Below are 21586 nucleotides of genomic sequence, written 5' to 3'. Positions count from 1 at the left end.
GCGCGCGGAACGCAAACCGCGGGGCCGCGCGTCGCCGAATCACGCCGTGGCGGGGGACGTCTCGGGATCGGGGCCGCCCTCCGGATGAGCGGCGGGCAGCGGCCGACCGATGAGCGTCGCCACCCCGGTGATGTCCAGGATCGTCGCCAGGAAGCGGGGAACCGAGCGCAGCCGCAGCCCGGCGCCGACCGCCTGGCCCTCCCGCCAGGCGTGCACGATCACGGCGAGACCGGTGCTGTCGATGAAGGTCAGATCGGCGAAGTCCAGCACGATCGCGCGGGGCGCGTCGGCGAGGATCCGGTCGACCTCGGCGTGCAGAGGGGCCGAGGTCGCGTACGCGAGCTCGCCGCCGACGCGGACCAGAGGCAGGTCGGGCTCGGACCTGTCGACCGACATGATCAGTGGCTTCGCGTCGGGTCTACGCCCTTCCAACAGCACGATCACGCCCTTTCGCCCGCCGGTATCTCTGGCCGGTGCGAGGGGATCGTAACAACCGTCGAGCGGGGCCGCTCGCTACCCGAACCCGGGCCCGACCTGCTGTCGGATGCCGGTCACGGCGCACCGGCGTAGGGTGGGTGGACAGGTGCACGTTCGGGTGGACGACAAGGAGTGAGGCTCAGCTGGTGACTGCTTCCGACGTCAGGGACTGGGACCCGGGCGACGGACGGATCTCCACGCCGAGTACCACACGGGCCCCGGCGTGGTCCGCCGACGCGCCGTCCTGGCCCGCGCCCGCGCTGCCGCCGCTGGCCCCCGACCGTGACCAGGCCACTGGGGACTGGTCCGAGGTCGTCGAACACTTCCGCGAGGGCCTGGTGGTCTGCGACGCGGACGGTGTCGTCCGGCACGTCAGCCCGGTGGCCGAGCGGCTGTTGCCCGAGGTGGTACCCGGTGAACCGCTGGCCGCGTCCGGCGTGCCGGGGCTGGGCGAGGGCGTGCCCGGCAACTTCACCCACCACGACCGTCGGCTCACCGCCCGCCAGGTGCCGCTGTCCGCCGGCCGCTGCTGCTGGTACGTCGAGGACGTCACCGAGAGCGTCAGCCGTGCCGACGCGTTGCTCGCCGAGCGGGCCCGGTCGGCCTTTCTGGCCGTGGTGGGCGACAAGCTGGGCAACCCGCTGCACCCGGACCGGGCCGCCGCCGCGGTCGTCCGCCTCGCCGTGCCGACCCTGGCCGAGGTGGCGGTGCTGGTGCTCGCGCCCCGCGCGGGGCGGGCCCGCTGGTGGCGGGCCACCCGGGTCGACGACGAGGCTCCGATGGTCGACAGCGGCGTCCTGACCGGCGGCACCCTTCCTCCGGCCATCGCCGACGGGCTGACCGGTGTCGAGCCGCACACGGTCGACTGGCTGGTGGAGCAGGCGGTCGACGCCGGCTGGCTGCCCGGCCTCACGGGCGTCGACAGCACCGCCCGGGTCGTCCCACTGCCCGGCCGCGACACCCCCGTCGGGGTGCTGCTGGTCGCCCGGCGTTCCAGCCGCTGGTACGACGAGGACGACGTCGAGTTGATCCGTGCGTTCGCGGCCCGGGCCGGCGCGGCGTTGACCACCGCCCAGCTCTACCGCGACCAGGCGGAGGTCGCCGACACCCTGCAGGCCAGCCTGCTGCCGGTCGAGCCGACCGAGACCGCGGGCGTGCAGTGGGGCACCGCGTACCGTCCCGCGCAGGCGGGACTGCGCATCGGCGGCGACTTCTACGGCTCGCACCGGCTCGCCGACGGCGGATCCGTCTTCTTCCTCGGCGACGTCTCCGGCAAGGGCGTCGAGGCGGCCGTGTTCACCGGTCAGCTCCGCCAGTGCCTGCAGGCGCTGCACCGGGTCGAGTCCCACCCGGGCCGGCTGCTGCGGCTGCTCAACGACGCCCTGTTCGAGACGACCCAGGCCAACGGCCAGGGCCGGTTCGCCACCATCGTGCTGGGCGTGGCCCGTCCGCAGCGCGACGGAGGCGTCACCCTCACGATGGCCGGGGGCGGGCACCTGCCGCCGCTGGTGCTGCGCGGCTCGGGCGAGGTCGAGGCGGTGCCGCTGCGCGGCATGCTGATCGGGGTGGTGCCCGACCCGCGGGTCGGCGAGGTGACCGTACGTCTGGCGCCGGGCGAGACCTGCCTGCTCTACAGCGACGGCGTCACCGAGGCCCGTGGGGGCCGTCGCGGCGACGAGCAGTTCGGCGCGGAGCGGCTGGTGACGGCCGTGACGGGTTGCCAACGCATGCCGGCGCCGGCCCTGGCCGAGCGCGTCGAGCAGGTCACCTGTGACTGGCTGGGGCAGGGCGACCACGACGACATCGCCGTCCTGGCGCTGCGCGCGGTCAGCCCCGGCGGTCGTGGCGCGCGGCACCTGCACGCCGTACCCACGCCGACGACCGCCGACGAGCAGAGGATGAGCCCCGCGTGACCGCCCCCGCCGCGACGACGGAACCGACCGACGCGTACCCCGACTATCTGGCCTGCCTCGCCGACGCCGACGAGTACGCCGCGATCGACGTGGCGATCGGCCTGCTGGAGGCGGGCGTGCCGGCGGAGCGGGTGCTGCTCGACCTGGTCGCGCCGGCGCAGGCCGAGGTGGGCGAGCGGTGGGCCCGCAACGAGTGGAGCGTGGCGCAGGAGCACGCGGCCACCCACATCAGCGAGCGGGTGGTGGCCGCCGTGGCGGCGCACGCCAAACCGCGTCCGACCGGCGGTCATGTCGTGGTGGCCTGCATGGACGGCGAGTGGCACGCTCTGCCGCCCCGGCTGGTGGCCGAGGTGCTGCGGCTGCGCGGTTGGCAGGTGACCTTCCTGGGCGCCAGCGTGCCGGCCGCGCACCTCGTGTCGTACCTGCACCGCAACGACGCGCAGGCGGTCGCGCTGGCCTGCGCGCTGCCGATGCGGCTGCCGCACGCCCACCGGATGATCGAGGCGTGCCGGCGTTCGGACGTGCCGGTCGTGGTCGGCGGGCGGGGCTTCGGCGCGGACGGTCGGTGGGCGGCCCGGCTCGGCGCGGCCTGGGCCCCGAGCGCGCCGGCGGCGGCCGAGTTGATCGCCGACGAGCGGGCGCTGCGGCGGGCGCCGGCGGCGCGACTCGCGCACCTGGCCGACGACGAGTACGCGAGCCTGGTCCGCCGCCGTGGCGATCTGATCGACAGCGCGCTGACCGATCTGCGCGCGAAGGCGCCGGCGACGCGCGAGTACACGGCCACCCAGCTCGACTCGACGGTGAGCGACCTGGGCCACATCCTGGATTCGCTGGCCGCCGCGCTGTACGTCGACGACGCCTCGCTGTTCACCGAGTTCGTCGACTGGCTGGCGGAGATCCTGACGAGCCGGCGGGTGCCGGCCAGCGCCGTCGCCCTGACCCTGGAACACTTCGCCGCCGAGTTGCGGGACTACCCCCGGGCGGCGCACGCGCTGGAGTTGGGGCGTGCCGGGCTGGCCTCCGCGTCCCGTTCCGCCGGCTGACCCGGGTCGGTCAGACGATCACCACGCGCTGCGGAGCGTCGTACCCCCCCTGCGTATACTTGCCGCACTGCAAACGTCCCACCTGCCGGTGGAGCGAGCGAGGGGGAGACGGTGACGTTCAGTGTCAGCGACGCCGAGCGCGACGGCGGTGTCGCCTGCCTGCGGCTCGCCGGTGAGCTGGACCTGAGCACCGCCGACGAGCTGGCCGCCGCCATCGACCGGCTCAGCGCGGCCGGTGAGCGCCGGGTGCTGCTCGACCTCACCGACCTGACCTTCTGCGACTCCACCGGGATGGCCGTTTTCGTCCGGGGCGACAACCGGGCCGCCGCCGACGGGGGCTGGCTGAGGATCACCGGCGCCGCCGGTCGGGTCGAGCGCGTGTTGCGGATCACCGGTCTGGCCGACGTGCTCCGCTACGTGCCCGACACGGCCGACCCGGCGTCCCACAGCGCCCTCTGATGGGCTAGATTTCCCCGCCAGCATGGTGACCGTCCGGTTTCCATTCTCCGCCGACCCGAGGCAGGTAGTGATGGGCGACAGCCCGCAGCCGGTACGCATCCTGGTGGTCGACGACGATCCCGGCGACGTGCTGATGATCGAGGAGGCGTTGGCCGACTCCGACGTCGAGAAGATCATCGACGTGGTGAGCGACGGCGAGGAGGCGATGGAGTTCCTCCGGGCCGAGGGTCGCCACGTGCAGGCCCGTCGGCCGGACGTGATCCTGCTCGACCTCAACATGCCGCGCATGGACGGGCGTCAGGTGCTCGGGGCGGTCAAGCAGGACGAGGATCTGCGGACCATCCCGATCGTGGTGCTGACCACCTCGAATGCGGACACCGACATCGTCGGTAGCTACACGTTGCAGGCCAACGCGTACGTCACCAAGCCGATCGACCTGGACGACTTCAACGACGTGGTGCGCCGCATCGACGAGTTCTTCGGCCGCGTGGTCGTGCTGCCCAAGCGCCCCTGATCCGCCCGTCCCGCGCATGCTGAACAATTTTCCCGAACCGCCTCGGTAGGTGTCGTCGCGCCCGAGGATCCAGGTGGGGAAGTAACAGCGGCTGCCTGGGGGCGACAGTATGAGGTTCTCCGTCGTGAAGACCGGCTACGACCAGCGACAGGTGGATTCCTGCCTGGATGAGCTGGGGATCAGGTTGTCCCGGCTCGCGGCGCGGGCGGAGGGCGCGGCCGGGGCGACCCGGGAGTGGGACGAGATCCGCCAGGAGGCGACCTGGCTCAGCGGGCTGCTCCAGCGACTGGACCTGGACGCCGCCGCCGCCACCCGCGGGGCCGGCGACGCGGTGCGTCAGGAGGCGGACGAGATCCTGGCACAGGCCCGCCGCACGCTGGACGAGGCCCGCGAGGAGGCCCGTCGGGTCCGGGAGCAGGCGTACGCGGATGCCGTGCAGGCCCGGCGTGACTTCGAAGAGGCGCTGCACGCGCGCCGCCGCCGCGAGGCCCTGGTGGACGAGATCCTCATCGGCGTGACGGTCGAGCCGGTGCCCGCCGACACCCCCACGGCGGCGGCCGGCACGGGCGTACCCGCGACCCGGGCGGCGGCCGGCGGCCGGGACAGCGGGGCGCAGCCGCCCACCGGGCGGACGGCCCGCTGAGAGGGCCTCAGGCGAGCAGTGCCGCCGCCACGGTGGTGGCGCGGTCCTCGTGCGGGGCGTACGCGTCGGGGTACGCCGAGACCTGCACGGCCTGGGCGGCGGCGGTGAGGCTCATGTCCTCCCAGCCGGGAATCTCGGCGAGGGCGGTGTAGAAGGCCCGGGCGGCGTACGACGGGCGCATCAGCTCGGCGACCGTGCCCCACCCGCTGCTGGGCCGCTGCTGGAACAGCCCGACCGAGTCGTGGTCGGAGCCGCTGCCCTGGTGCGGGTACTCGCTCGACTCCGGCAGCACGTCGCTGGCCAGGTTGTAGAGGTTGCTCTCCTGCATCGCGGTGGCGAGCGCCACGACCAGGGCGCGACGCGGCATCTTCAGCCCCACGCCCACGTCCACGATGATCTTCGCGTTGTCCATCTGCTGCTGGTCGAGCCCGGCGACCGGGCGCGGCCGGCGGGGCTTGACCGGCTTCTTGGGCGCCTTGCGGGTGACGGTGGGTACGGGGGTGGGCGAGGCCGTGGGGGTGGGGGTGACCCGGGCCGGGGCGAGGTCGCGGTCCAGCGACCGGGAGGCGCGCTCGTCGGCGATGGCGGCACGGTCGGCCAGCGCGTCGGCGATCGGCCGGACGGGCTGCGGGGCTTCCTGGGTGTCACGGGTGGCGGCGAACGCGCCCAGGCCGAGGCAGCAGGTGACGCCGGTGACCAGGGCGACCCGGACCGGGGTGGAGCCGAGTAGGGCGCGGCGCGGTGGCGGTTCGGGGGCCCGGTGACGGCCGGTCGTCCGTTCGGTTGATGCGGCGTCCCTCGTGCGGGTGGTCGAGGGCGCGTCGGTCAGCTTCTGGGCGGTGGGGTCGTCGGGATGCACCCGCCGAGGCTAGATAGTCGGCTGCCCGCTGCCATCGGCCCCAAGAGTGGCATGCGCCACAATTTGCCCGAATCCATGGTGTGGGATCGGGTGAAGTCCACTTATACCGGCATAACCTCGCCGATCAGGCGAGCCGGGTATTCCCGATTCGCCTGGTCAGACCGGTCACCGGGACATGCGCGTACGTCGCTGTGGCTGGCGCTCCGGCCATCGTCCGATCGGTCGATGGCCGTATCCGCCGAAAGGTGGGCCTCAGTGTCGGCCGTTCTCCGCCGGGCTGACCGTCAGCCGGTGCCGCGTGTTGTCGCTGCTGGAGAAGGGCCAGAGCCGATCGGCGTACTCGACCAGGTCGGCCAACTGCGCCCGGCTCAGACCGGCCGACGAGATCGAGGCGTGCACGTCGGCCCGGTACCGGCCGTCGTCGTCGCGCCCCAGCTTCGCCTCGGCGCGCACCTGGACCGTGTGCGCCTCGTCGGTGATCTCCCCGGCCGCCTCCACGGCGGCGTGGTGCAGGCAGGAGGCGAAGGCCGCCGCCAGCAACTGCTCCGGTCTCAGGCCGGTGCAGTGCGCCGCCAGTGGCGACGCGAGCGGCGTGGAGAGCCCGCCGTCATCGGTTCGGACGTGGCCACCCTCGGCGGTGGCGGTGGCCTCGTGCAGCCAGGAACTCGGACTCGGCATCGCGTTCCTCCCGTCGCTCACCCGCCCGGCTACCCGGCCGGGGGCGGGTGAAACGCCCAGGTCAGTTCCCGTCGACGACCGACAGCGCCTCGGTGGGCTGCGCCGCCGCCCGCTCGGTCCACGGCGACGGCGACGGCGACGGCGGCCGCTGCGTGGGGATCGCCATCGGCACGTACACCCGGGCGTCCACGACCTCGGCCAGCAGCAGCGCCGCGACCAGACTGGTCGGACGCCCGGCGGGGTCGTCGTCCAGGCACGAGCGGCACAACTCGGACACCTCGGGCGGGAGGCCGTCGACCTCCGGCAGCGGCTCGGGCGGCCGGGACCGGCGCGCGGCCAGCAGCTCGGCCGGGGTCTGGGCCCGGTAGGGGAGACGGCCGGTGAGGCAGTAGTAGAGCAGCACGCCGAGGGCGTACATGTCGGCGGCCGGCGTGGCGGGGGCGCCGTCGAGCTGTTCGGGCGCCAGGTACGCCGGGGTGCCGAGCAGCATGCCGGCGGGCATCGGGTCCGCCGTGCCGGTCGGGGTGGCGATGCCGAAGTCGAGGACCTTCACCCCCGCCGGAGTGAGCATGACGTTGGCCGGCTTGACGTCGCGGTGCACGATGCCGCTCGCGTGCGCGGCGGACAGCGCGGCGGCGACCTCCGCGCAGACCCGTACCGAGATGCGCCAGTCCAGCGGCCCGGCCCGCAGGTGCGCGGCGAGGGTCTCGCCCTCGGCCAACTCCATGACGATGTAGGGGATCCGGCGGCCGGGCAGCGTCGAGGAGGTGCCGAAGTCGTGCACGCTCGCGACGTTCGGATGCACCAGCCGGGCCGCCGAGCGGGCCTCCGTGCGGATCCGGTCCACCGTGTCGTGGTGGCCGTCCGGGCCGGGCGCGATCAGCTTCACGGCGACCGGCCGGTCCAGCACCCGATCGTGGGCCCGCCACACCTCGGACATCCCGCCGACGCCGATGCGCTGTTCGAGCTGGTACCGCCCGTCCAGCGTCCGCATCGTCAGCTCCTCGTCCTCGTCCCGCCCGGTGGCGGGGCCTGGGAATCGCGGTACCCGGGGGCCGAGCTGGGCAAACCGCGACGGCCGCCGATCAGCCCGTACCTCGGCCGGGGTCGCCTCCCGGTGCGGTAGCTTGCGACCCAGGGCCGCACGCACCGAGCGTGGCGGCATCGTCACGCAAAGGAGCGCCTCGATGGGCGAGGTCACCGTACGCTTCCTCGGCGGTCCCGCGGACGGGCTGGTCCGCGCGGTACCGGCCGAGCCGGACGGCGCCCCTCCGCAGCGGTGGATCATGCGGCATCCGGGCGGCACCGGCCCGACGCAGCCCGGCCCCGACCACCTCTACGAGCGCGACCAGCCCGACGGCCACGGCGGGTGGAGCATGCGCTTCGTCCGGACCGACGCGTACGGGGTGTCCGAGTGACCACGGTCGGAGGCTGAGCGGTGGCCCGGCGGCCCGGCCGCACAGCTGGCACACAGGCGGCGCAGAGGCGCGACACAGCGGAGGTGTCCACGATGGGGGGCATGGTCATCCAGGGGCAGACCGTGCCGGGCCGGATCGAGTTGCGCCGCCCGGACGGCGAACCGGTCCGCGTGCTGGTGGTGGACGACGAGGCGACGCTTACCGATCTGCTCTCGATGGCGCTGCGCTACGAGGGTTGGCAGGTGCGCAGCGCCGCCAACGGCATGGCGGCGTTGAGCGCCGCTCGGCAGTTCCAGCCGGACGCCGTCGTCCTCGACGTCATGCTGCCCGACCTCGACGGCTTCCAGGTGCTGCGTCGGCTGCGCGAGCACGCCCCGACCGTGCCGGTGCTCTTCCTGACCGCCCGGGACGCCGTCGAGGAGCGCATCGCCGGGCTGACCGTGGGCGGCGACGACTACGTGACCAAGCCGTTCAGCCTGGAGGAGGTGATCGCCCGGCTCCGCGCGCTGCTGCGCCGCTCGGGCTTCGCGGTCGCCGCCCACGAGGAGGCGCTGCTGACCGTCGGCGATCTCAGCCTCGACGAGGACAGTCACGAGGTCCGCCGTGCCGGCCAGCTCGTCACGCTTACCGCGACCGAGTTCGAGCTGCTGCGCTACCTGATGCGCAACCCGCGCCGGGTGCTCAGCAAGGCACAGATCCTCGACCGGGTGTGGAACTACGACTTCGGCGGCCAGGCCAACGTGGTGGAGCTGTACATCTCGTACCTGCGCAAGAAGATCGACGCGGGGCGACCGCCGATGATCCACACGCTGCGCGGCGCGGGCTATGTCCTCAAACCCGCCGACTAGGGCACTCGCCCGGCTGCGGCGCTGGTGGGCCGGCCGACCGCTGCGGACCCGGCTGGTGCTCGCCCTGGTCGCGCTCCTCGCCCTGGTCAGCGTCGCCATCGGCGGGCTCACCACGCTGGCCCTGCGGCACGTGCTGGTCGCCCAGGTCGACACCCAGTTGACGATGGGGGACCGGCCGCGCGACGTGCCACCGTGGTTCCGCCCGGGTGGCGACCCCGGGCGGCCCGCCCCGCGGCCGGGCGCGGCCGCACCGACCCCGCCGGAGCCTCCGCGCGGCTTCCCGCCGGGCTCGCTCGCCGTACGCCGGGCCGACGGCGTCACCACGGCGACGCGGAGCACCACGAGCGGCAGCCTCGCCGACGTTCCCGCCGCCGACGCCGAACGGCTGGTCGCGCTGCCCACCGACGGCCGGCCCCGCACCGTCACCCTCGACCAGGGGGACGTGCGGGCGGTGGCCCGGCAACTGCCCAACGGGGTCGTGGTCGCCGTGGGCATTCCGCTCAGCGGCGTGCGGGACACCGTCTGGGCGCTGGTCGCCGCGCAGGCCGGGGTCGTCGGCCTCGGCCTGTTCCTGGCCGGTGGCGCGGCCGCGCTGATCGTGCGCGCCACGCTGCGACCGCTGAACCGGGTGGCCGCGACCGCCGCCCGGGTCACCGAGCTGCCGCTGGACCGGGGCGAGGTGGCGCTCGCCGTCCGGGTGCCGGCCGCCGACACCGACCCGCGTACCGAGGTCGGCCAGGTCGGCGCGGCGTTGAACCGGATGCTGGGCCACGTCGCCGACGCGCTGGCCGCGCGGCAGGCCAGCGAGACCCGGGTACGCCAGTTCGTCGCCGACGCCAGCCACGAGCTGCGCACCCCGCTCGCGGCGATCCGTGGGTACGCCGAGGTGGCCCGGCGGGGCCGCGACGAGGTGCCCGCCGACGTGGCGCACGCCCTGCGCCGCGTCGAGTCCGAGAGCGCCCGGATGACCAGCCTCGTCGACGACCTGCTGCTGCTGGCCCGGCTCGACGCCGGCCGCCCGCTCGCGGCGGACCCGGTCGACCTGTCCGCCCTCGTGGTCGACGCGGTCAGCGACGCGCACGTCGCCGGCCCCGAGCACCACTGGCGGCTCGACCTGCCCGAGGTCGTCATCCGCGTGCCCGGCGACGCCGCCCGCCTGCACCAGGTGGTGGCGAACCTGCTGGCCAACGCCCGCGTGCACACCCCGCCCGGCACGACGGTCACCACCACCCTCGCCGTGGAGGCGGACGTCGCCGTCCTGACCGTCGCCGACGACGGGCCGGGCGTACCGGCTCAGGTACGACCGGAGATGTTCGAGCGGTTCGCCCGGGGTGACAGCTCCCGTTCCCGGGCGCACGGCAGCACCGGACTCGGCCTGGCGATCGTGGCGGCCGTCGTCGAGGCGCACGGCGGCACGGTCGGCGTCGACAGCCGTCCGGGCCGGACGGTGTTCGCCGTCCGCCTGCCGGATCCCACAGCTGACGCATAGGCGACGCACGGGGTCCCGCCAGTTCGGCCGCCGAGGCTGGCGGCATGGACCGAACAGACACGCTGTCGACGACGCCCGGCAACCCGGTCGGGCCGCCCCACCCGCGCACGCGCCCCGAGGAACACCCGCCTCCGGCGGGCTGTGCGGCGACCTGGACCCGCCCCGCTCTGCTGGCCCTGCTCCTGGGCACCGGCCTGCTCTACCTCTGGGGCCTGGGCGCCTCCGGCTGGGCCAACTCGTTCTACGCGGCCGCCGCGCAGGCCGGCTCGGTGAGCGGTAAGGCGTTCTTCTACGGCTCGTCCGACGCGGCCAACTCGATCACCGTGGACAAGACCCCCGCCTCGCTCTGGCTGATGGCCCTGTCGGTGCGGATCTTCGGGTTGAACAGCTGGGCGATGCTCGTCCCGCAGGCGCTGTGCGGGGTCGCCTCCGTCGGCGTGCTGTACGCGAGCGTGAAGCGCTGGTACGGGCCGGTCGCCGGCCTGATCGCCGGAGCGGTCCTCGCCCTCACCCCGGTGGCGACGCTCATGTTCCGCTTCAACAACCCCGACGCCCTGCTCGTGCTCCTGCTGATCGGCGGCGCGTACGCCACCGTTCGCGCGTTGGAGACGGCCAGTACCCGGTGGATCGTGCTGGTCGGCGCGCTGGTCGGCTTCGGCTTCCTGACCAAGATGCTCCAGGCCTTCCTGCTGGTGCCGGTGTTCGCCGGCGTCTACCTGCTGGCCGCCCCGACCGGGCTGTGGCGGCGGGTGCGGCAACTCCTGCTCGCCGGCCTCGCGGTGGTGGTGTCCGCCGGCTGGTGGGTGGCCGTCGTCGAACTCGTCCCGGCCAGCGCGCGTCCGTACGTCGGCGGCTCGCAGGGCAACAGCATCCTGGAGTTGACCCTCGGCTACAACGGTCTCGGCCGGATCACCGGCGACGAGGTGGGCAGCGTCGGCGGCGGCGCCGGACGGATGGGCGGTGGCGGTGGGCCGTTCTCGGGGCGGACGGGCCTGCTGCGGATGTTCGACGGCGAGGTCGGCGGTCAGATCTCCTGGCTGCTGCCGGCCGCGTTGATCCTGCTGGTCGCGGGCCTGCTGGTGGCCGGTCGGGCCGCGCGTACCGACCGCACCCGGGCCGGTCTGCTGCTGTGGGGCGGCTGGCTGCTGGTCACCGGACTGATCTTCAGCTTCATGTCCGGGATCTTCCACGCGTACTACACCGTGGCGCTCGCGCCGGCCGTCGGCGCGCTGGTCGGCATCGGCGTCACCCTGCTCTGGCGGCAGCGCCGACCGCGGCCCGCCCCGGCCGCCGACGCGCACGAGGAACCGGTGGTGGTGTCCCGGTGGCAGCGGTGGCGTCCACTGGCCGCCACGGCGACCCTCGCCGCCACCCTCGCGGTCACCGTCTGGTGGGCGTGGGTGCTGCTCGGGCGCAGCCCCGACTGGTACCCGTGGCTGCGTACCGTCGTGCTGGTCGCCGGCCTGCTCGGCGCGGCCCTCCTCCTGCTGACCGTCCGACTTCCCCGGTGGCTGGGGGCCGTGGCACTGGGCGTCGGCGCTGCGGCGGCCCTCGCGGGGCCGGCGGCGTACGCGGCGCAGACCGCCGCGACCCCGCACACCGGTTCGATCCCGAGCGCCGGCCCCGCGGTGGCGGGCGGATTCGGCCGCGGTGGCTTCCCCGGCGGACGACCGCCGGGCGGCATGGCGTTCCCCGGCCGTGGCCAGTTCCCCGGCGACGGCCGCAACGGCGCGTCGGTGCCGGGCGGCGAGAACCGCAACGGCAACCAGGACGGTGGGCGGTTCCCGGGCGCTCCGGGCGGAGGGCAGGTGCCCGGTGCTCGCGGCGGCATGGGAGGTCTGCTCGACGCCCGCGAGCCCAGCGCCGCGATGCGCGAGTTGCTCGAGCGCGACAGCGATGACTACACCTGGGTGGCGGCCACCATCGGTTCCAACAACGCCTCCGGCTATCAGTTGGCCACCGGCGACCCGGTGATGCCGATCGGCGGGTTCAACGGCAGCGACCCGTCACCGACCCTCGCCCAGTTCCAGCGCTACGTCGCCGATCACAGGATCCACTACTTCCTGGGCGGTGGCGGCTTCCGTGCCAACGGTGGCAGCTCGGCCTCGCAGGAGATCTCCACCTGGGTCGAGGAGACCTTCACGGCACAGACCGTGGACGGGGTCACCGTCTACGACCTGAGCACCGGCGCGGACGCGTCGTGACCGCGCTCAGCGGCCCGCGTCCCGCCGTCCGGACCCGGTCCACCACCACCGGGGCGGTGCTGGACGTGGTGATCCCCGTCTACAACGAGGAGATCGACCTCGGGCCGTGCGTACGCCGGCTGCACGCCCACCTCACCGAGCACTTCCCGTACCCGTTCCAGATCACCGTCGCCGACAACGCCAGCGTGGACGGCACCCTGACGGTCGCCGAGGGCCTCCGCGCCGAACTGGCCGGCGTCGAGGTGCTGCACCTGGACGCCAAGGGTCGGGGGCGAGCGCTGTCCGCCGCGTGGTCGGCCTCGTCCGCGCCGGTGCTGGCGTACATGGACGTGGACCTGTCCACCGATCTCGCGGCGCTGCTACCGCTGGTCGCGCCGCTCATCTCCGGCCACTCCGACCTGGCGATCGGCACCCGGCTGGCGCGTACGTCCCGGGTGGTGCGTGGCGCCAAGCGGGAGGTCATCTCCCGGGCCTACAACCTGCTGCTGCGCGGCGCGCTGTTCGCGCGGTTCTCCGACGCGCAGTGCGGGTTCAAGGCGATCCGCGCGGACGTGGCCGGTGAGCTGCTGCCCCTCGTGCAGGACACCGGGTGGTTCTTCGACACCGAGCTGCTGGTGCTGGCGCAGCGGGCCGGGCTGCGCATCCACGAGGTGCCGGTGGACTGGGTCGACGACCCGGACAGTCGCGTCGACATCGTCGCCACCGCCCTGGCCGACCTGCGGGGGATGGGTCGGCTCGGGCGGTCCCTGGTGACCGGCGCGCTGCCCCTGGCCGAGCTACGTGCGCAGCTCGGTCGGGCGCCGCTGGCCGCGCCACCGGCGCAGGTGCCGGTCGGGCTGCCCGGGCAGCTGGTCCGGTTCGCCGCCGTCGGGGTGGCCAGCACGCTGGCGTACCTGCTGCTGTTCGTGGCCACCCGGGGCGCGCTCGGCGCGCAGCCGGCGAACCTGCTGGCGCTGTTCCTGACGGCGGTGGCGAACACGGCCGCGAACCGGCGGCTGACGTTCGGGATCACCGGTAGCCGCAATGCCGGTCGGCACCACGCGCAGGGGCTGCTGGCGTTCGGCCTCGGCCTGGCGTTGACCAGTGGGGCGCTGGCGGCGCTGCACGCGGTCGCCGCCGTACCCGCCCGATCGGTGGAACTGGCCGTGCTGGTCGTCGCGAACCTGGCGGCCACCGTGCTGCGCTTCGTGCTGCTGCGCCTGGGCATGCACCACCGGCGCGGCTAGGCCGGTCAGCCGGTCAGCATCTGTGCGAGGACCTCGACGACGCGCCGCGTGTGCCGCCCGTCGGGGTCCTCGTCGGGGTTCAGGTCGGTCACGCTCATCCCGAGCAGCCGGTCGGCGCGCGCCAACGGCGTGACCAGTGCGACGAGGTCCGCCCACCGTGGCCCGTCCGGCTCCGGGTAGGTCACCGCCGGCAGGTCGCGCGGGTCCACCACGTCCAGGTCGAGGTGCAGCCAGGCCGGCCCGTCGTCGCCGCCGGCCAGGCCCGCTCCGACCGCGCCGGCGCCCAGGCGCAGCAGGTCGGCGGCGGGCACCTGGTGGATCGCCGGGTCGATCCGGGCCGCCTCGACGCGGCTGTCCTCGTCGGTGGGCGGTCGGTGGCCGAGCAGGTGCACCCGGGCGGGGTCGAGCAGCGCGTCGTCGACGCCGATCGCGGCGGCCGGGCCGTGCCCGGTGACCACCGACAGGTCCATGTCGGCGGCCTCGCCGGTCGGCGACGTCGCGCCGTCCAGGAAGTCGGGATGCGCGTCGACGAACCACAGCTCGGTCGTGCGGGGCAGCGCGCGGCAGATGCCGGGCAGGATCGCGCAGTCGCCGCCGAGCACCAGCGGTCGGTGGCCGTCCGCTATCAGCCCACCGATCCGCGCGCTGATCGCGGCGCCGGCCCGGACCAGGCCGGCGGAGTCGATCACCCCGCTCGCCGGCTCCCGGTGCGGGTCCCGCAACCGGGCCTCGTCGATCTGCCCGTCGTCGTCGGCGGCCAGGGCATCCAGCAGGCCGGCCCGACGCAGGGCGGCCGGCGCCCGTTCCTCGCCGCGCCGAGCGCCGGAGGAGTCCAGTGGCGCGTCCACGACCATCCAGCGCACGCTTCGCAGCCTACCGAGGCGAGCCGCTTCCTGTGGCCGGGCTGGGAGTCCTCGGATGTGGGCGCGGCGGCGCGGACGAGCAGCGTACGGTGAGGGACAAGTCCGGCTTACTGGGTCAAAAGCCTCATTGCTGTCGCCCCGGGACGCCGGTGTCGAGACGGGCGAGGGGAAGGAGCGGTCGGTGATCCATCTGGCCTACCTGGACGCGGGATCGGGCAGCCTGATCGTGCAGGCCGTGGTCGGCGGGGTGGCCGGCGTCGCGGTCGCCGCCAAGCTATACTGGCGGCGGCTGGTCGACCGGTTCCGCCGGCAGCCCACCGACCAGCGGTAACGGCCGCGGCGACCATGACGAGCACACCCACCGGGGTACGCCCCGAGCCCGCCTCCTTCCGCGACCCCGCCAACCGGGTCTTCCACGTCGGCGACGAGGTGCTGCGCGGGCTCGACGCCCAGGCCGCCGCGCACTGGCGCACCCTCGCGGCCAGCCCGTTCTTTCCCACCCTCGTCTCGGCGGGCAAGGTCTGCGCCACCGAGGACGCCCCCGCGACGCTGGCGCCCGCCGCCGGCCCCGAATGGGCGGCGGTGCTGCGCCACGAACGCATCCCGTTCGTCTCGCACCCGTACGAGTGGTCCTTCGCCATGCTGCGCGACGCCGCGCTGCTGCACCTCGAGATCCTGCGTACCGCCCTCGCCGAGGAATTCACCACCAAGGACGGCTCCGCCTACAACCTCCAGTGGCGCGGCGCGAAACCCGTCTTCATCGACATCGGCTCCTTCACGCCGGTCCGCGACGGCGAACCGTGGGCCGGCTACCGCCAGTTCTGTCAGACCCTGCTCTATCCGCTGCTGCTCACCGCGCACCTGGGCGTGGACTTCCAACCCTGGCTACGCGCCCAGGTGGACGGCATCGAGGCCGAGCAGTTGCGCCCCCTCTTCGGCGGGACCCGTCGGCTGCGCCCCGGCGTCCTGACCCACCTGCACCTGCACGGCGCCATGCAGCAGCGCAACGCCGCCGCCAGCACCACCGACGTCAAGGCCCAGCTCCGGGCCGCCGGCTACTCGCGCCAGTTGCAGGCGGCCACCGTACGTGGCATCGAGAAGCTGGTCCGCCGCCTGGAACACCGCCCCTCCGGCAGCCACTGGTCGGACTACCAGCGCACCTGCGGCTACTCGGCCCGCGACCGGGTCGCCAAGGAGCAGTTCGTGGTCGCCGCCGTGGCCGCCGCCGGCCGTCCCCGCCTGGTGCTCGACCTCGGGGCCAACGACGGCCGGTACTCCCGACTCGCGGCCGGGCACGCCGACTACGTGGTCGCCGTCGAGCAGGACCCGGCGGTGGTCGACGAGCTGTACCGGGCACTGCGCTCCGAGGGGCAGCAACGGATCCTGCCGCTGGTGGTCGACCTGGCCGACCCGTCCCCGGGCGGCGGCTGGCGCGGCGTCGAGCGGGCCGGCTTCGCCCAGCGGGCGTCGGCGGACGTCGTGCTCGCCCTGGCCCTCGCGCACCACCTGGCGATCGGCCGCAACGTGCCGCTGCCGGAGGTCGTCGACTGGCTGGCCGGGCTGACCGCGCCCGGCGGGGCCGTGGTGGTGGAGTTCGTCCACCCGGACGACCCGATGGCCGCCCGGCTGCTGGCCAACAAGCCCGACGGACTCTTCCCCGACTACCGGCGGGACACCTTCGAACGGCTCCTCGCCGCCCGGGGCCGGATCACCGACCGGCTGGAACTGCCCTCGGGCACCCGCACGCTCTATCGGACGGTGATGGGTGGCTGACCCGCCCGTCGAGTCCCCACCCGAACGCGGGCGGTGGGAGCGGGGGTGGCGCGGGGAGCTGGGCCGGGCGCTGGAGATCGTCGCGCTGGTCGGGCTGGTCGTCACCCAGCCGCTGCTGGACGTGCTCGGCCGCAGCCCCGACTTCTTCCTGTTCCACCGCGCCGACACCGGCCAGATCCTGCTGCTCGTCGCGCTGGTGGCGCTCGTACCCACCCTGCCCGTGGCGGCGCTGGGCGCGCTCAGTCGACTGGCCGGGCGGACCCCCCGCGCGCTCACCCACACCGTGCTGGTGGGCCTGCTGGTCGCCGCCCTCGCCGTGCAGGTGGGTCGGCACGTGACGACGCTTCGGGGCGTACCCCTGCTGGGGCTTGCCGGTCTGGCCGGTGTGGCCGGCGCGGCGGCGCACCGGCGGTGGCGGGCCCCGGGCCGCGCGCTGCGACTGGCCGCCGCCGGGCCGGTGGCGTTCGTGGCGCTGTTCCTGTTCGTGTCGCCCACCTCGGCGGTCGTGCTGCCGCGCGGCGACGGCGGCGCGGTCGGCACCGCGCAGGGCACCGCCGTGCACCCGCCGGTGGTCATGCTGATCCTCGACGAGCTGCCGCTGGTCAGCCTGCTCGGCGGCGACGGCCGGATCGACGCGGCCCGGTTCCCGCACTTCGCCGAGTTGGCCGGAGCGTCGACCTGGTACCGCAACGCCACCGGGGTCAGCGGCTGGACGCCCAACGCGCTGCCGGCGATGCTCACCGGCCGCTACCCGGCGCGGTCGGTGGCACCGCACTACTCGCAGTACCCGGACAACCTCTTCACCGCCTTCGGCGGCCTGTACGACATCCAGGCCGAGGAGAGCATCACCCGGCTCTGCCCACCCAGCCGCTGCGAACAGCCGGTCGCCCCCGACCAGGGCCTCGGCGTGCTGGTGAAGGAGACCGGCAAGCTCCTCGGCCGGATCGCCGGGCCGACGGAGAGCGCGGTCGATCCGGAGGACTCGTACCGGGAGCGGACGCGCGCCGAGGCCGGCCTGGACGCCGCCGAGCCGGTGCCGGCCGACCCCAAGTTCCGCTGGGACAGCCTCGACGACAACCAACCCGCCCGGTTCAGCAGCTTCCTCGCCGGGCTGAAGCCGCAGCCCCGGCCCACCCTGCACTTCCTGCACCTGCTGATGCCGCACTCCCCGTGGGCGTACCTGCCGTCCGGCGCGCGCTACGACGCACCCGAGGACCTGCCCAACGACGGCGCCGGCTGGATCGACCTGGCCCGGCAGCGGCACCTCGCCCAACTCGGCTACACCGACCGGCTGATCGGCGAGACGCTGCGCACACTGCGCGCCAGCGGCCTCTACGACCAGGCCCTCGTCGTCGTCACCGCCGACCACGGGGTGAGCTTCCGACCCGGCGCGCAGGGCCGGGGGATGGACGCCATCAAGGCCGCCGCCGGCGAGGTCGCCTGGGTGCCGATGTTCGTCAAGGAGCCACGGCAGCAGACCGGCCGGGTGGACGACCGCAACTGGGAACACGTCGACCTGCTGCCGACCGTCGCCGACGAGGCCGGCATCCGCCTGCCCTGGCGGGTCGACGGCCGCTCCGCCCGCCAGAGCCCGCGCGCCGACGCCACGAAACACTTCTACGACACCCCCGGCGAGGCGGTCACCTTCCCCGGCGGGGTACCCACCCCACCGCCGCTGCCGACACCGCACCGGCTGGTCGGCACCGAGGTGCGCCCCGGCCCCAGCGGCGGCAGCGCCCGCGTCGCCGACCTGGCCGCGTTCCGGGCCACCGACCCGGACACCGGAACCCTCCCGGCGCTCGTCTGGGGTGACGTGCCCGACGCCATTCCGGACGGCACGCTGCTGGCCGTCGCCGTCAACGGCAGGATCGGCGCGGTCGTCCCGGTGGTGCCGGCCGACCCGGGCGGGCGTCGCTTCGCCGCGCTGCTCACCGACGACCGGCTGTTTCGCGCCGGCACCAACCAGCTCGACGTCTACCAGGTCACGGCCACGGGTACGCTGCGCCGCCTGGCGCTGTCCTGAAACCGGCTGTCCGTCGGACTGCCGGGACAGGTCGTATGCGGCTTTCGTGGGCTTCCCGCCTGCCGGGATTGCGGGTTTCCCGGCCTGCTGGTCGGGAATCGGGTGACGCATACCTCACCGCCGAACCACGGCGGGCAGTGTCCCCCGAGCCGCAATTACGGTAGAAGCGAAGGCAATTCAACGTAGATCTGCCGGCGAAGCGAGGAACCACATGACGGAAGTCAAGCTCGACCACCCCGGCGGGCAGCTGTCGATGCCGGTGCATTCCGCGGTCGAGGGCCCCGCTGGCATCGGGGTGAGCAAGTTGTTGAAGGAAACCGGGATGACGACGTACGACCCCGGTTTCGTCAACACCGCGGCTGCCTCATCCGCGATCACCTACATCGACGGCGACGCGGGGATCCTGCGTTACCGGGGGTACCCGATCGAGCAGCTGGCCGAGAAGTCCTCCTTCCTGGAGGTCTCGTACCTGCTCATCTACGGTGAGCTGCCCACCGAGCAGCAGCTGACCGAGTTCACCGAGTGGATCCGGCGGCACTCGCTGCTGCACGAGGAGATGCGTCGGTTCTTCGACGGCTTCCCCCGCGACGCCCACCCGATGGCGGTGCTGTCGTCCGCCGTGAGCGCGCTGTCGACCTTCTACCAGGACAGCCTGGACCCGTTCGACTCCGAGCACGTGGAGATCTCCACGGTCCGGCTCATGGCGAAGGTCCCCACCATCGCCTCGTACGCGTACAAGAAGTCCATCGGGCAGCCGCTGCTGTACCCGGACAACTCCCTCGGGTACGTGGACAACCTGCTGCGCATGACGTTCGGCGTGCCGGCGGAGCCGTACGAGGTCGACCCGGTCATGTCGAAGGTGCTGGACATGCTCTTCGTCCTGCACGCCGACCACGAGCAGAACTGCTCCACGTCGACCGTCCGGCTGGTCGGCTCCAGCAACGCCAACCTGTTCGCCTCCGTCTCGGCGGGCGTGAACGCGCTGTTCGGCCCGCTGCACGGCGGCGCGAACCAGGCGGTGCTGGAGATGCTCCAGCAGATCCACGCCGGTGACGACGACGTCCGGTCCTTCGTCCGCAAGGTCAAGGACAAGCAGGACGGCGTCAAGCTGATGGGCTTCGGCCACCGGGTCTACAAGAACTACGACCCGCGGGCGGCGATCGTCAAGAAGGCCGCGCAGGACGTGCTGGGCCGCATGGCAAAGCCGGACCCGCTGCTGGACATCGCCATGGAGCTGGAGGAGATCGCCCTCGCCGACGACTTCTTCGTGTCCCGGCGGCTCTACCCGAACGTGGACTTCTACACCGGCCTGATCTACAAGGCCATGGGCTTCCCCACGAAGATGTTCACCGTGCTCTTCGCGCTCGGCCGGCTCCCCGGCTGGATCGCCCAGTGGCGCGAGATGATCAGCGACCCGGAGACGAAGATCGGCCGTCCGCGGCAGGTCTACGTCGGCGCCGCCGAGCGGGACTACGTCCCGTTCAAGGAGCGCTGACCTCCGCTCCTCGCACGACCGCACGACCGCAGGCCGTCGACCCCACTCGGGGTCGGCGGCCTGCGTCGCTTCGGTCCGCGTGCCGCCGGGTGGTCGGCGGCTCTCCGGGTGGTCGGCGGCTTCTCTCCGAGTAGACGGCGGCCCTTCTCCGGGTAGTCGGCGGCCTTCCTCGGGCCGTCTGCGGCCTCTCTCCGGCCTTCCGGATTGACAGGCTGGCAGCTTTGCCCCCCGGCAGCTTTGCCCCCCCGGGCAGCTTTGCCCCCGGGCAGCTCTGCCCCCGGCAGCTTCGCCCCGGCGGGTCTGCTCCGGCCGGTACCCCAAGTGCCTGGTCCCACCCCTGTCGAGCTGCCCCAGATATGGGGCGAGGCGTTGATGGGGCGGTGGGTGTGGAGGGCGGGAGAGGTGTGGTGGGGGTGCGAGGCGTTGGTGGGGCTGCGAGGCGTTGGTGGGGGTGCGAGGCGCTGGTGGGGCTGCGAGGCGTTGGTGGGGCTGCGAGGCGTTAGTGGGTTCAAGCGGCCCTGGTTTCTTTTTCTAGCGTTCTGCCCGCCCTCCCCCTCTGGCCGTCGCGTAACCGTTAAGTCGGCCGGGCCGCACCCGCCGATGATCGACTCCAGTTCCCCGACATCGCGGCATCCGCCGCTCTTGGACACCCCGATATCTGGGAACTGGAGTCGATCAAGGGGCTTCTGGACCCGGGCCTTCAGGTCCGAGGGCTACTGGTCTCGGAGCTTCTGGTGATCGGCTGGGGGCCTGGCCGGTGGTTCCAAGGGCCGGTCCATATCTGGGGCACCTCGACAGGGCCCGAACCAGACACTCGGGGTTGGGATCCGGGCACCGCGCCGCTGCGACTCCGGGGGTCGGCGGGGCACCGGGGGTCGGCGGGGCACCGGGGGTCGGCGGGGCACCGGGGGTCGGCGGGACACCGGGGGTCGGCGGAACACAGCGGTCAGCGGAACGGTCGGCAACCCGGGGGTCAGAAGGCGGCGATGTCGCGGGCTCGTTCGCTGCGGCTGAGCGCGCCGATCAGCGCGGACTGACCGTGTCGGCGGACGGCCAGCCGGACCAGCAGGTCGCGTACGGGGTCGAAGACCTCCGGCGGGAAGACCGGGGTGGGCACGCCGACGCTCACCGCCAAGTCGTCTGAGTGCACGACGATCTCCAACTGCCGGGTGAGCAGGAAGTCGGCGCGGCGCAGTGACCAGCCCTGCCACGGGATCGGCACCACGTCGAGGGCCGTTCCCCGGGCGAGCAGGTCGTGCACCTGCGCGAGGGCCTCGCCGCAGCGGGCGTGCAGGTCGTCCGGTCCGCGGCGCGCGTCAGCCTCGTCCGGGCCCTCGGCGACCGCGTCCTCGTCGGGTGTGCCTTCGGTGACCCAGGCGGCCCGCTCGTAGTGACTGTCAGCGGAGTCGAGCACGGGTAGGTCGGCGGATGTCGACAGCAACTCCGCCGCACGGATCGCCTGCCGTCCGAGGTGACATGCCAGACCACCCACGGACAGGTGCGGCAGGGCGCTCGGGCGCGACCACCGCGCGGCGACCTCGGGGTGCCGGATCAGGTCCAGCGCGATCGAAGCGGCGACCGGGAAGGCCGAATCCAGGGAGTCGACAGGACGAGACATCCGCACAGTCTGGCAGCCCCGTCCGCCCGCCGCCGGGCGGCGA

20 protein-coding genes are annotated in these 21586 nt (G+C 73.7%); 14 read left to right on the top strand and 6 right to left on the bottom strand.

What is annotated here, in order from left to right:
* Positions 1-39: 39 nt before the first annotated feature.
* Positions 40-396 (bottom strand): STAS domain-containing protein, encoded by a 357-nt coding sequence (locus ACIA3K_RS06250; RefSeq protein ID WP_396799481.1) that lies wholly within the window; start codon positions 394-396, stop codon positions 40-42.
* Positions 397-623: 227 nt separating this feature from the next.
* On the opposite strand from ACIA3K_RS06250, the gene ACIA3K_RS06245 reads away from it, so the two are divergent.
* The 5 genes from ACIA3K_RS06245 to ACIA3K_RS06225 all read left to right on the top strand — a co-directional run bounded on the left by ACIA3K_RS06245 (position 624) and on the right by ACIA3K_RS06225 (position 5049).
* A complete protein-coding gene (locus tag ACIA3K_RS06245; protein WP_396799480.1) occupies positions 624-2390 on the top strand; it encodes a SpoIIE family protein phosphatase in 1767 nt (588 codons plus the stop codon).
* On the top strand, positions 2387-3433 hold the full coding sequence (locus tag ACIA3K_RS06240) for a B12-binding domain-containing protein (RefSeq protein ID WP_396799479.1): 1047 nt from the start codon (positions 2387-2389) through the stop codon (positions 3431-3433). The genes ACIA3K_RS06245 and ACIA3K_RS06240 overlap by 4 nt, the downstream gene beginning before the upstream one ends.
* A 111-nt stretch (positions 3434-3544) precedes the next feature.
* The gene (locus ACIA3K_RS06235) at positions 3545-3892 is read left to right on the top strand and encodes an STAS domain-containing protein (RefSeq protein WP_396799478.1); all 348 of its coding nucleotides are present in this window, start codon (positions 3545-3547) and stop codon (positions 3890-3892) included.
* Between the two features lie 70 nt (positions 3893-3962).
* Entirely contained in the window at positions 3963-4406 is a 444-nt protein-coding gene (locus ACIA3K_RS06230) for a response regulator (protein WP_354861669.1), read from the top strand.
* A gap of 109 nt (positions 4407-4515) precedes the next feature.
* The gene (locus tag ACIA3K_RS06225; protein WP_396799477.1) at positions 4516-5049 is read left to right on the top strand and encodes an ATPase; all 534 of its coding nucleotides are present in this window, start codon (positions 4516-4518) and stop codon (positions 5047-5049) included.
* A 7-nt stretch (positions 5050-5056) separates the two neighbouring features.
* Here the strand turns inward: ACIA3K_RS06225 and ACIA3K_RS06220 are convergent, their stop codons facing one another.
* The 3 genes from ACIA3K_RS06220 to ACIA3K_RS06210 form a co-directional block, all read right to left on the bottom strand.
* The gene (locus tag ACIA3K_RS06220) at positions 5057-5908 is read right to left on the bottom strand and encodes a hypothetical protein (RefSeq protein WP_396799476.1); all 852 of its coding nucleotides are present in this window, start codon (positions 5906-5908) and stop codon (positions 5057-5059) included.
* A 252-nt stretch (positions 5909-6160) separates the two neighbouring features.
* Complete coding sequence (locus ACIA3K_RS06215; RefSeq protein WP_396799475.1) at positions 6161-6586, bottom strand: OsmC family protein; 426 nt, start codon at positions 6584-6586, stop codon at positions 6161-6163.
* Positions 6587-6647: 61 nt separating this feature from the next.
* Positions 6648-7580, bottom strand: coding sequence for a serine/threonine-protein kinase (locus ACIA3K_RS06210; RefSeq protein ID WP_396799474.1), 933 nt, complete (start codon positions 7578-7580; stop codon positions 6648-6650).
* A gap of 193 nt (positions 7581-7773) precedes the next feature.
* Between ACIA3K_RS06210 and ACIA3K_RS06205 the strand changes: the two genes are divergently transcribed.
* The 5 genes from ACIA3K_RS06205 (at position 7774) to ACIA3K_RS06185 (ending at position 13771) form a co-directional block, all read left to right on the top strand.
* Positions 7774-8004, top strand: coding sequence for a hypothetical protein (locus ACIA3K_RS06205; RefSeq protein ID WP_396799473.1), 231 nt, complete (start codon positions 7774-7776; stop codon positions 8002-8004).
* A 101-nt stretch (positions 8005-8105) separates the two neighbouring features.
* The gene (locus ACIA3K_RS06200) at positions 8106-8852 is read left to right on the top strand and encodes a response regulator transcription factor (protein WP_396799772.1); all 747 of its coding nucleotides are present in this window, start codon (positions 8106-8108) and stop codon (positions 8850-8852) included.
* Positions 8830-10341 (top strand): sensor histidine kinase, encoded by a 1512-nt coding sequence (locus tag ACIA3K_RS06195; protein ID WP_396799472.1) that lies wholly within the window; start codon positions 8830-8832, stop codon positions 10339-10341. Before ACIA3K_RS06200 ends, ACIA3K_RS06195 begins: the two co-directional genes overlap by 23 nt.
* Before the next feature lie 44 nt (positions 10342-10385).
* Entirely contained in the window at positions 10386-12545 is a 2160-nt protein-coding gene (locus ACIA3K_RS06190; protein ID WP_396799471.1) for an ArnT family glycosyltransferase, read from the top strand.
* Positions 12542-13771: a glycosyltransferase gene (locus tag ACIA3K_RS06185; RefSeq protein WP_396799470.1), complete on the top strand. Its 1230-nt coding sequence runs from the start codon at positions 12542-12544 to the stop codon at positions 13769-13771. Before ACIA3K_RS06190 ends, ACIA3K_RS06185 begins: the two co-directional genes overlap by 4 nt.
* 5 nt (positions 13772-13776) lie before the next feature.
* Here ACIA3K_RS06185 and ACIA3K_RS06180 read toward each other — a convergent pair whose 3' ends face one another.
* A complete protein-coding gene (locus ACIA3K_RS06180) occupies positions 13777-14625 on the bottom strand; it encodes an arginase family protein (RefSeq protein WP_396799771.1) in 849 nt (282 codons plus the stop codon).
* A gap of 190 nt (positions 14626-14815) precedes the next feature.
* On the opposite strand from ACIA3K_RS06180, the gene ACIA3K_RS06175 reads away from it, so the two are divergent.
* From ACIA3K_RS06175 to ACIA3K_RS06160, 4 genes are all read left to right on the top strand, one after another.
* The gene (locus tag ACIA3K_RS06175; RefSeq protein ID WP_167517342.1) at positions 14816-14965 is read left to right on the top strand and encodes a hypothetical protein; all 150 of its coding nucleotides are present in this window, start codon (positions 14816-14818) and stop codon (positions 14963-14965) included.
* Positions 14966-14979: 14 nt separating this feature from the next.
* A complete protein-coding gene (locus ACIA3K_RS06170; RefSeq protein WP_396799469.1) occupies positions 14980-16407 on the top strand; it encodes a methyltransferase in 1428 nt (475 codons plus the stop codon).
* Positions 16400-18430 carry a sulfatase-like hydrolase/transferase gene (locus tag ACIA3K_RS06165; RefSeq protein ID WP_396799468.1) on the top strand — a complete coding sequence of 677 codons (2031 nt, stop codon included), beginning with the start codon at positions 16400-16402 and terminating at the stop codon, positions 18428-18430. The genes ACIA3K_RS06170 and ACIA3K_RS06165 overlap by 8 nt, the downstream gene beginning before the upstream one ends.
* Before the next feature lie 211 nt (positions 18431-18641).
* The gene (locus ACIA3K_RS06160) at positions 18642-19925 is read left to right on the top strand and encodes a citrate synthase (protein WP_396799467.1); all 1284 of its coding nucleotides are present in this window, start codon (positions 18642-18644) and stop codon (positions 19923-19925) included.
* A 973-nt stretch (positions 19926-20898) separates the two neighbouring features.
* On the opposite strand, the gene ACIA3K_RS06155 is transcribed toward ACIA3K_RS06160, so the two are convergent.
* A complete protein-coding gene (locus tag ACIA3K_RS06155; RefSeq protein ID WP_396799466.1) occupies positions 20899-21543 on the bottom strand; it encodes a maleylpyruvate isomerase N-terminal domain-containing protein in 645 nt (214 codons plus the stop codon).
* Positions 21544-21586 lie beyond the last annotated feature (43 nt).

Source organism: Micromonospora sp. NPDC051543 (assembly GCF_044454415.1).
Lineage (GTDB): Bacteria > Actinomycetota > Actinomycetes > Mycobacteriales > Micromonosporaceae > Micromonospora.
Note: the sequence above shows the minus strand (reverse complement) of the source record. Positions and strands in the feature narration are given on the sequence as shown.

Coding starts and splice junctions, on each gene's coding strand:
- ACIA3K_RS06250 (WP_396799481.1), bottom strand. CDS start 396: ATGTCGGTCGACAGGTCCGAGCCCGACCTGCCTCTGGTCCGCGTCGGC.
- ACIA3K_RS06230 (WP_354861669.1), top strand. CDS start 3,963: ATGGGCGACAGCCCGCAGCCGGTACGCATCCTGGTGGTCGACGACGAT.
- ACIA3K_RS06225 (WP_396799477.1), top strand. CDS start 4,516: ATGAGGTTCTCCGTCGTGAAGACCGGCTACGACCAGCGACAGGTGGAT.
- ACIA3K_RS06215 (WP_396799475.1), bottom strand. CDS start 6,586: ATGCCGAGTCCGAGTTCCTGGCTGCACGAGGCCACCGCCACCGCCGAG.
- ACIA3K_RS06210 (WP_396799474.1), bottom strand. CDS start 7,580: ATGCGGACGCTGGACGGGCGGTACCAGCTCGAACAGCGCATCGGCGTC.
- ACIA3K_RS06205 (WP_396799473.1), top strand. CDS start 7,774: ATGGGCGAGGTCACCGTACGCTTCCTCGGCGGTCCCGCGGACGGGCTG.
- ACIA3K_RS06200 (WP_396799772.1), top strand. CDS start 8,106: ATGGTCATCCAGGGGCAGACCGTGCCGGGCCGGATCGAGTTGCGCCGC.
- ACIA3K_RS06195 (WP_396799472.1), top strand. CDS start 8,830: ATGTCCTCAAACCCGCCGACTAGGGCACTCGCCCGGCTGCGGCGCTGG.
- ACIA3K_RS06190 (WP_396799471.1), top strand. CDS start 10,386: ATGGACCGAACAGACACGCTGTCGACGACGCCCGGCAACCCGGTCGGG.
- ACIA3K_RS06180 (WP_396799771.1), bottom strand. CDS start 14,625: ATGGTCGTGGACGCGCCACTGGACTCCTCCGGCGCTCGGCGCGGCGAG.
- ACIA3K_RS06170 (WP_396799469.1), top strand. CDS start 14,980: ATGACGAGCACACCCACCGGGGTACGCCCCGAGCCCGCCTCCTTCCGC.
- ACIA3K_RS06160 (WP_396799467.1), top strand. CDS start 18,642: ATGACGGAAGTCAAGCTCGACCACCCCGGCGGGCAGCTGTCGATGCCG.
- ACIA3K_RS06155 (WP_396799466.1), bottom strand. CDS start 21,543: ATGTCTCGTCCTGTCGACTCCCTGGATTCGGCCTTCCCGGTCGCCGCT.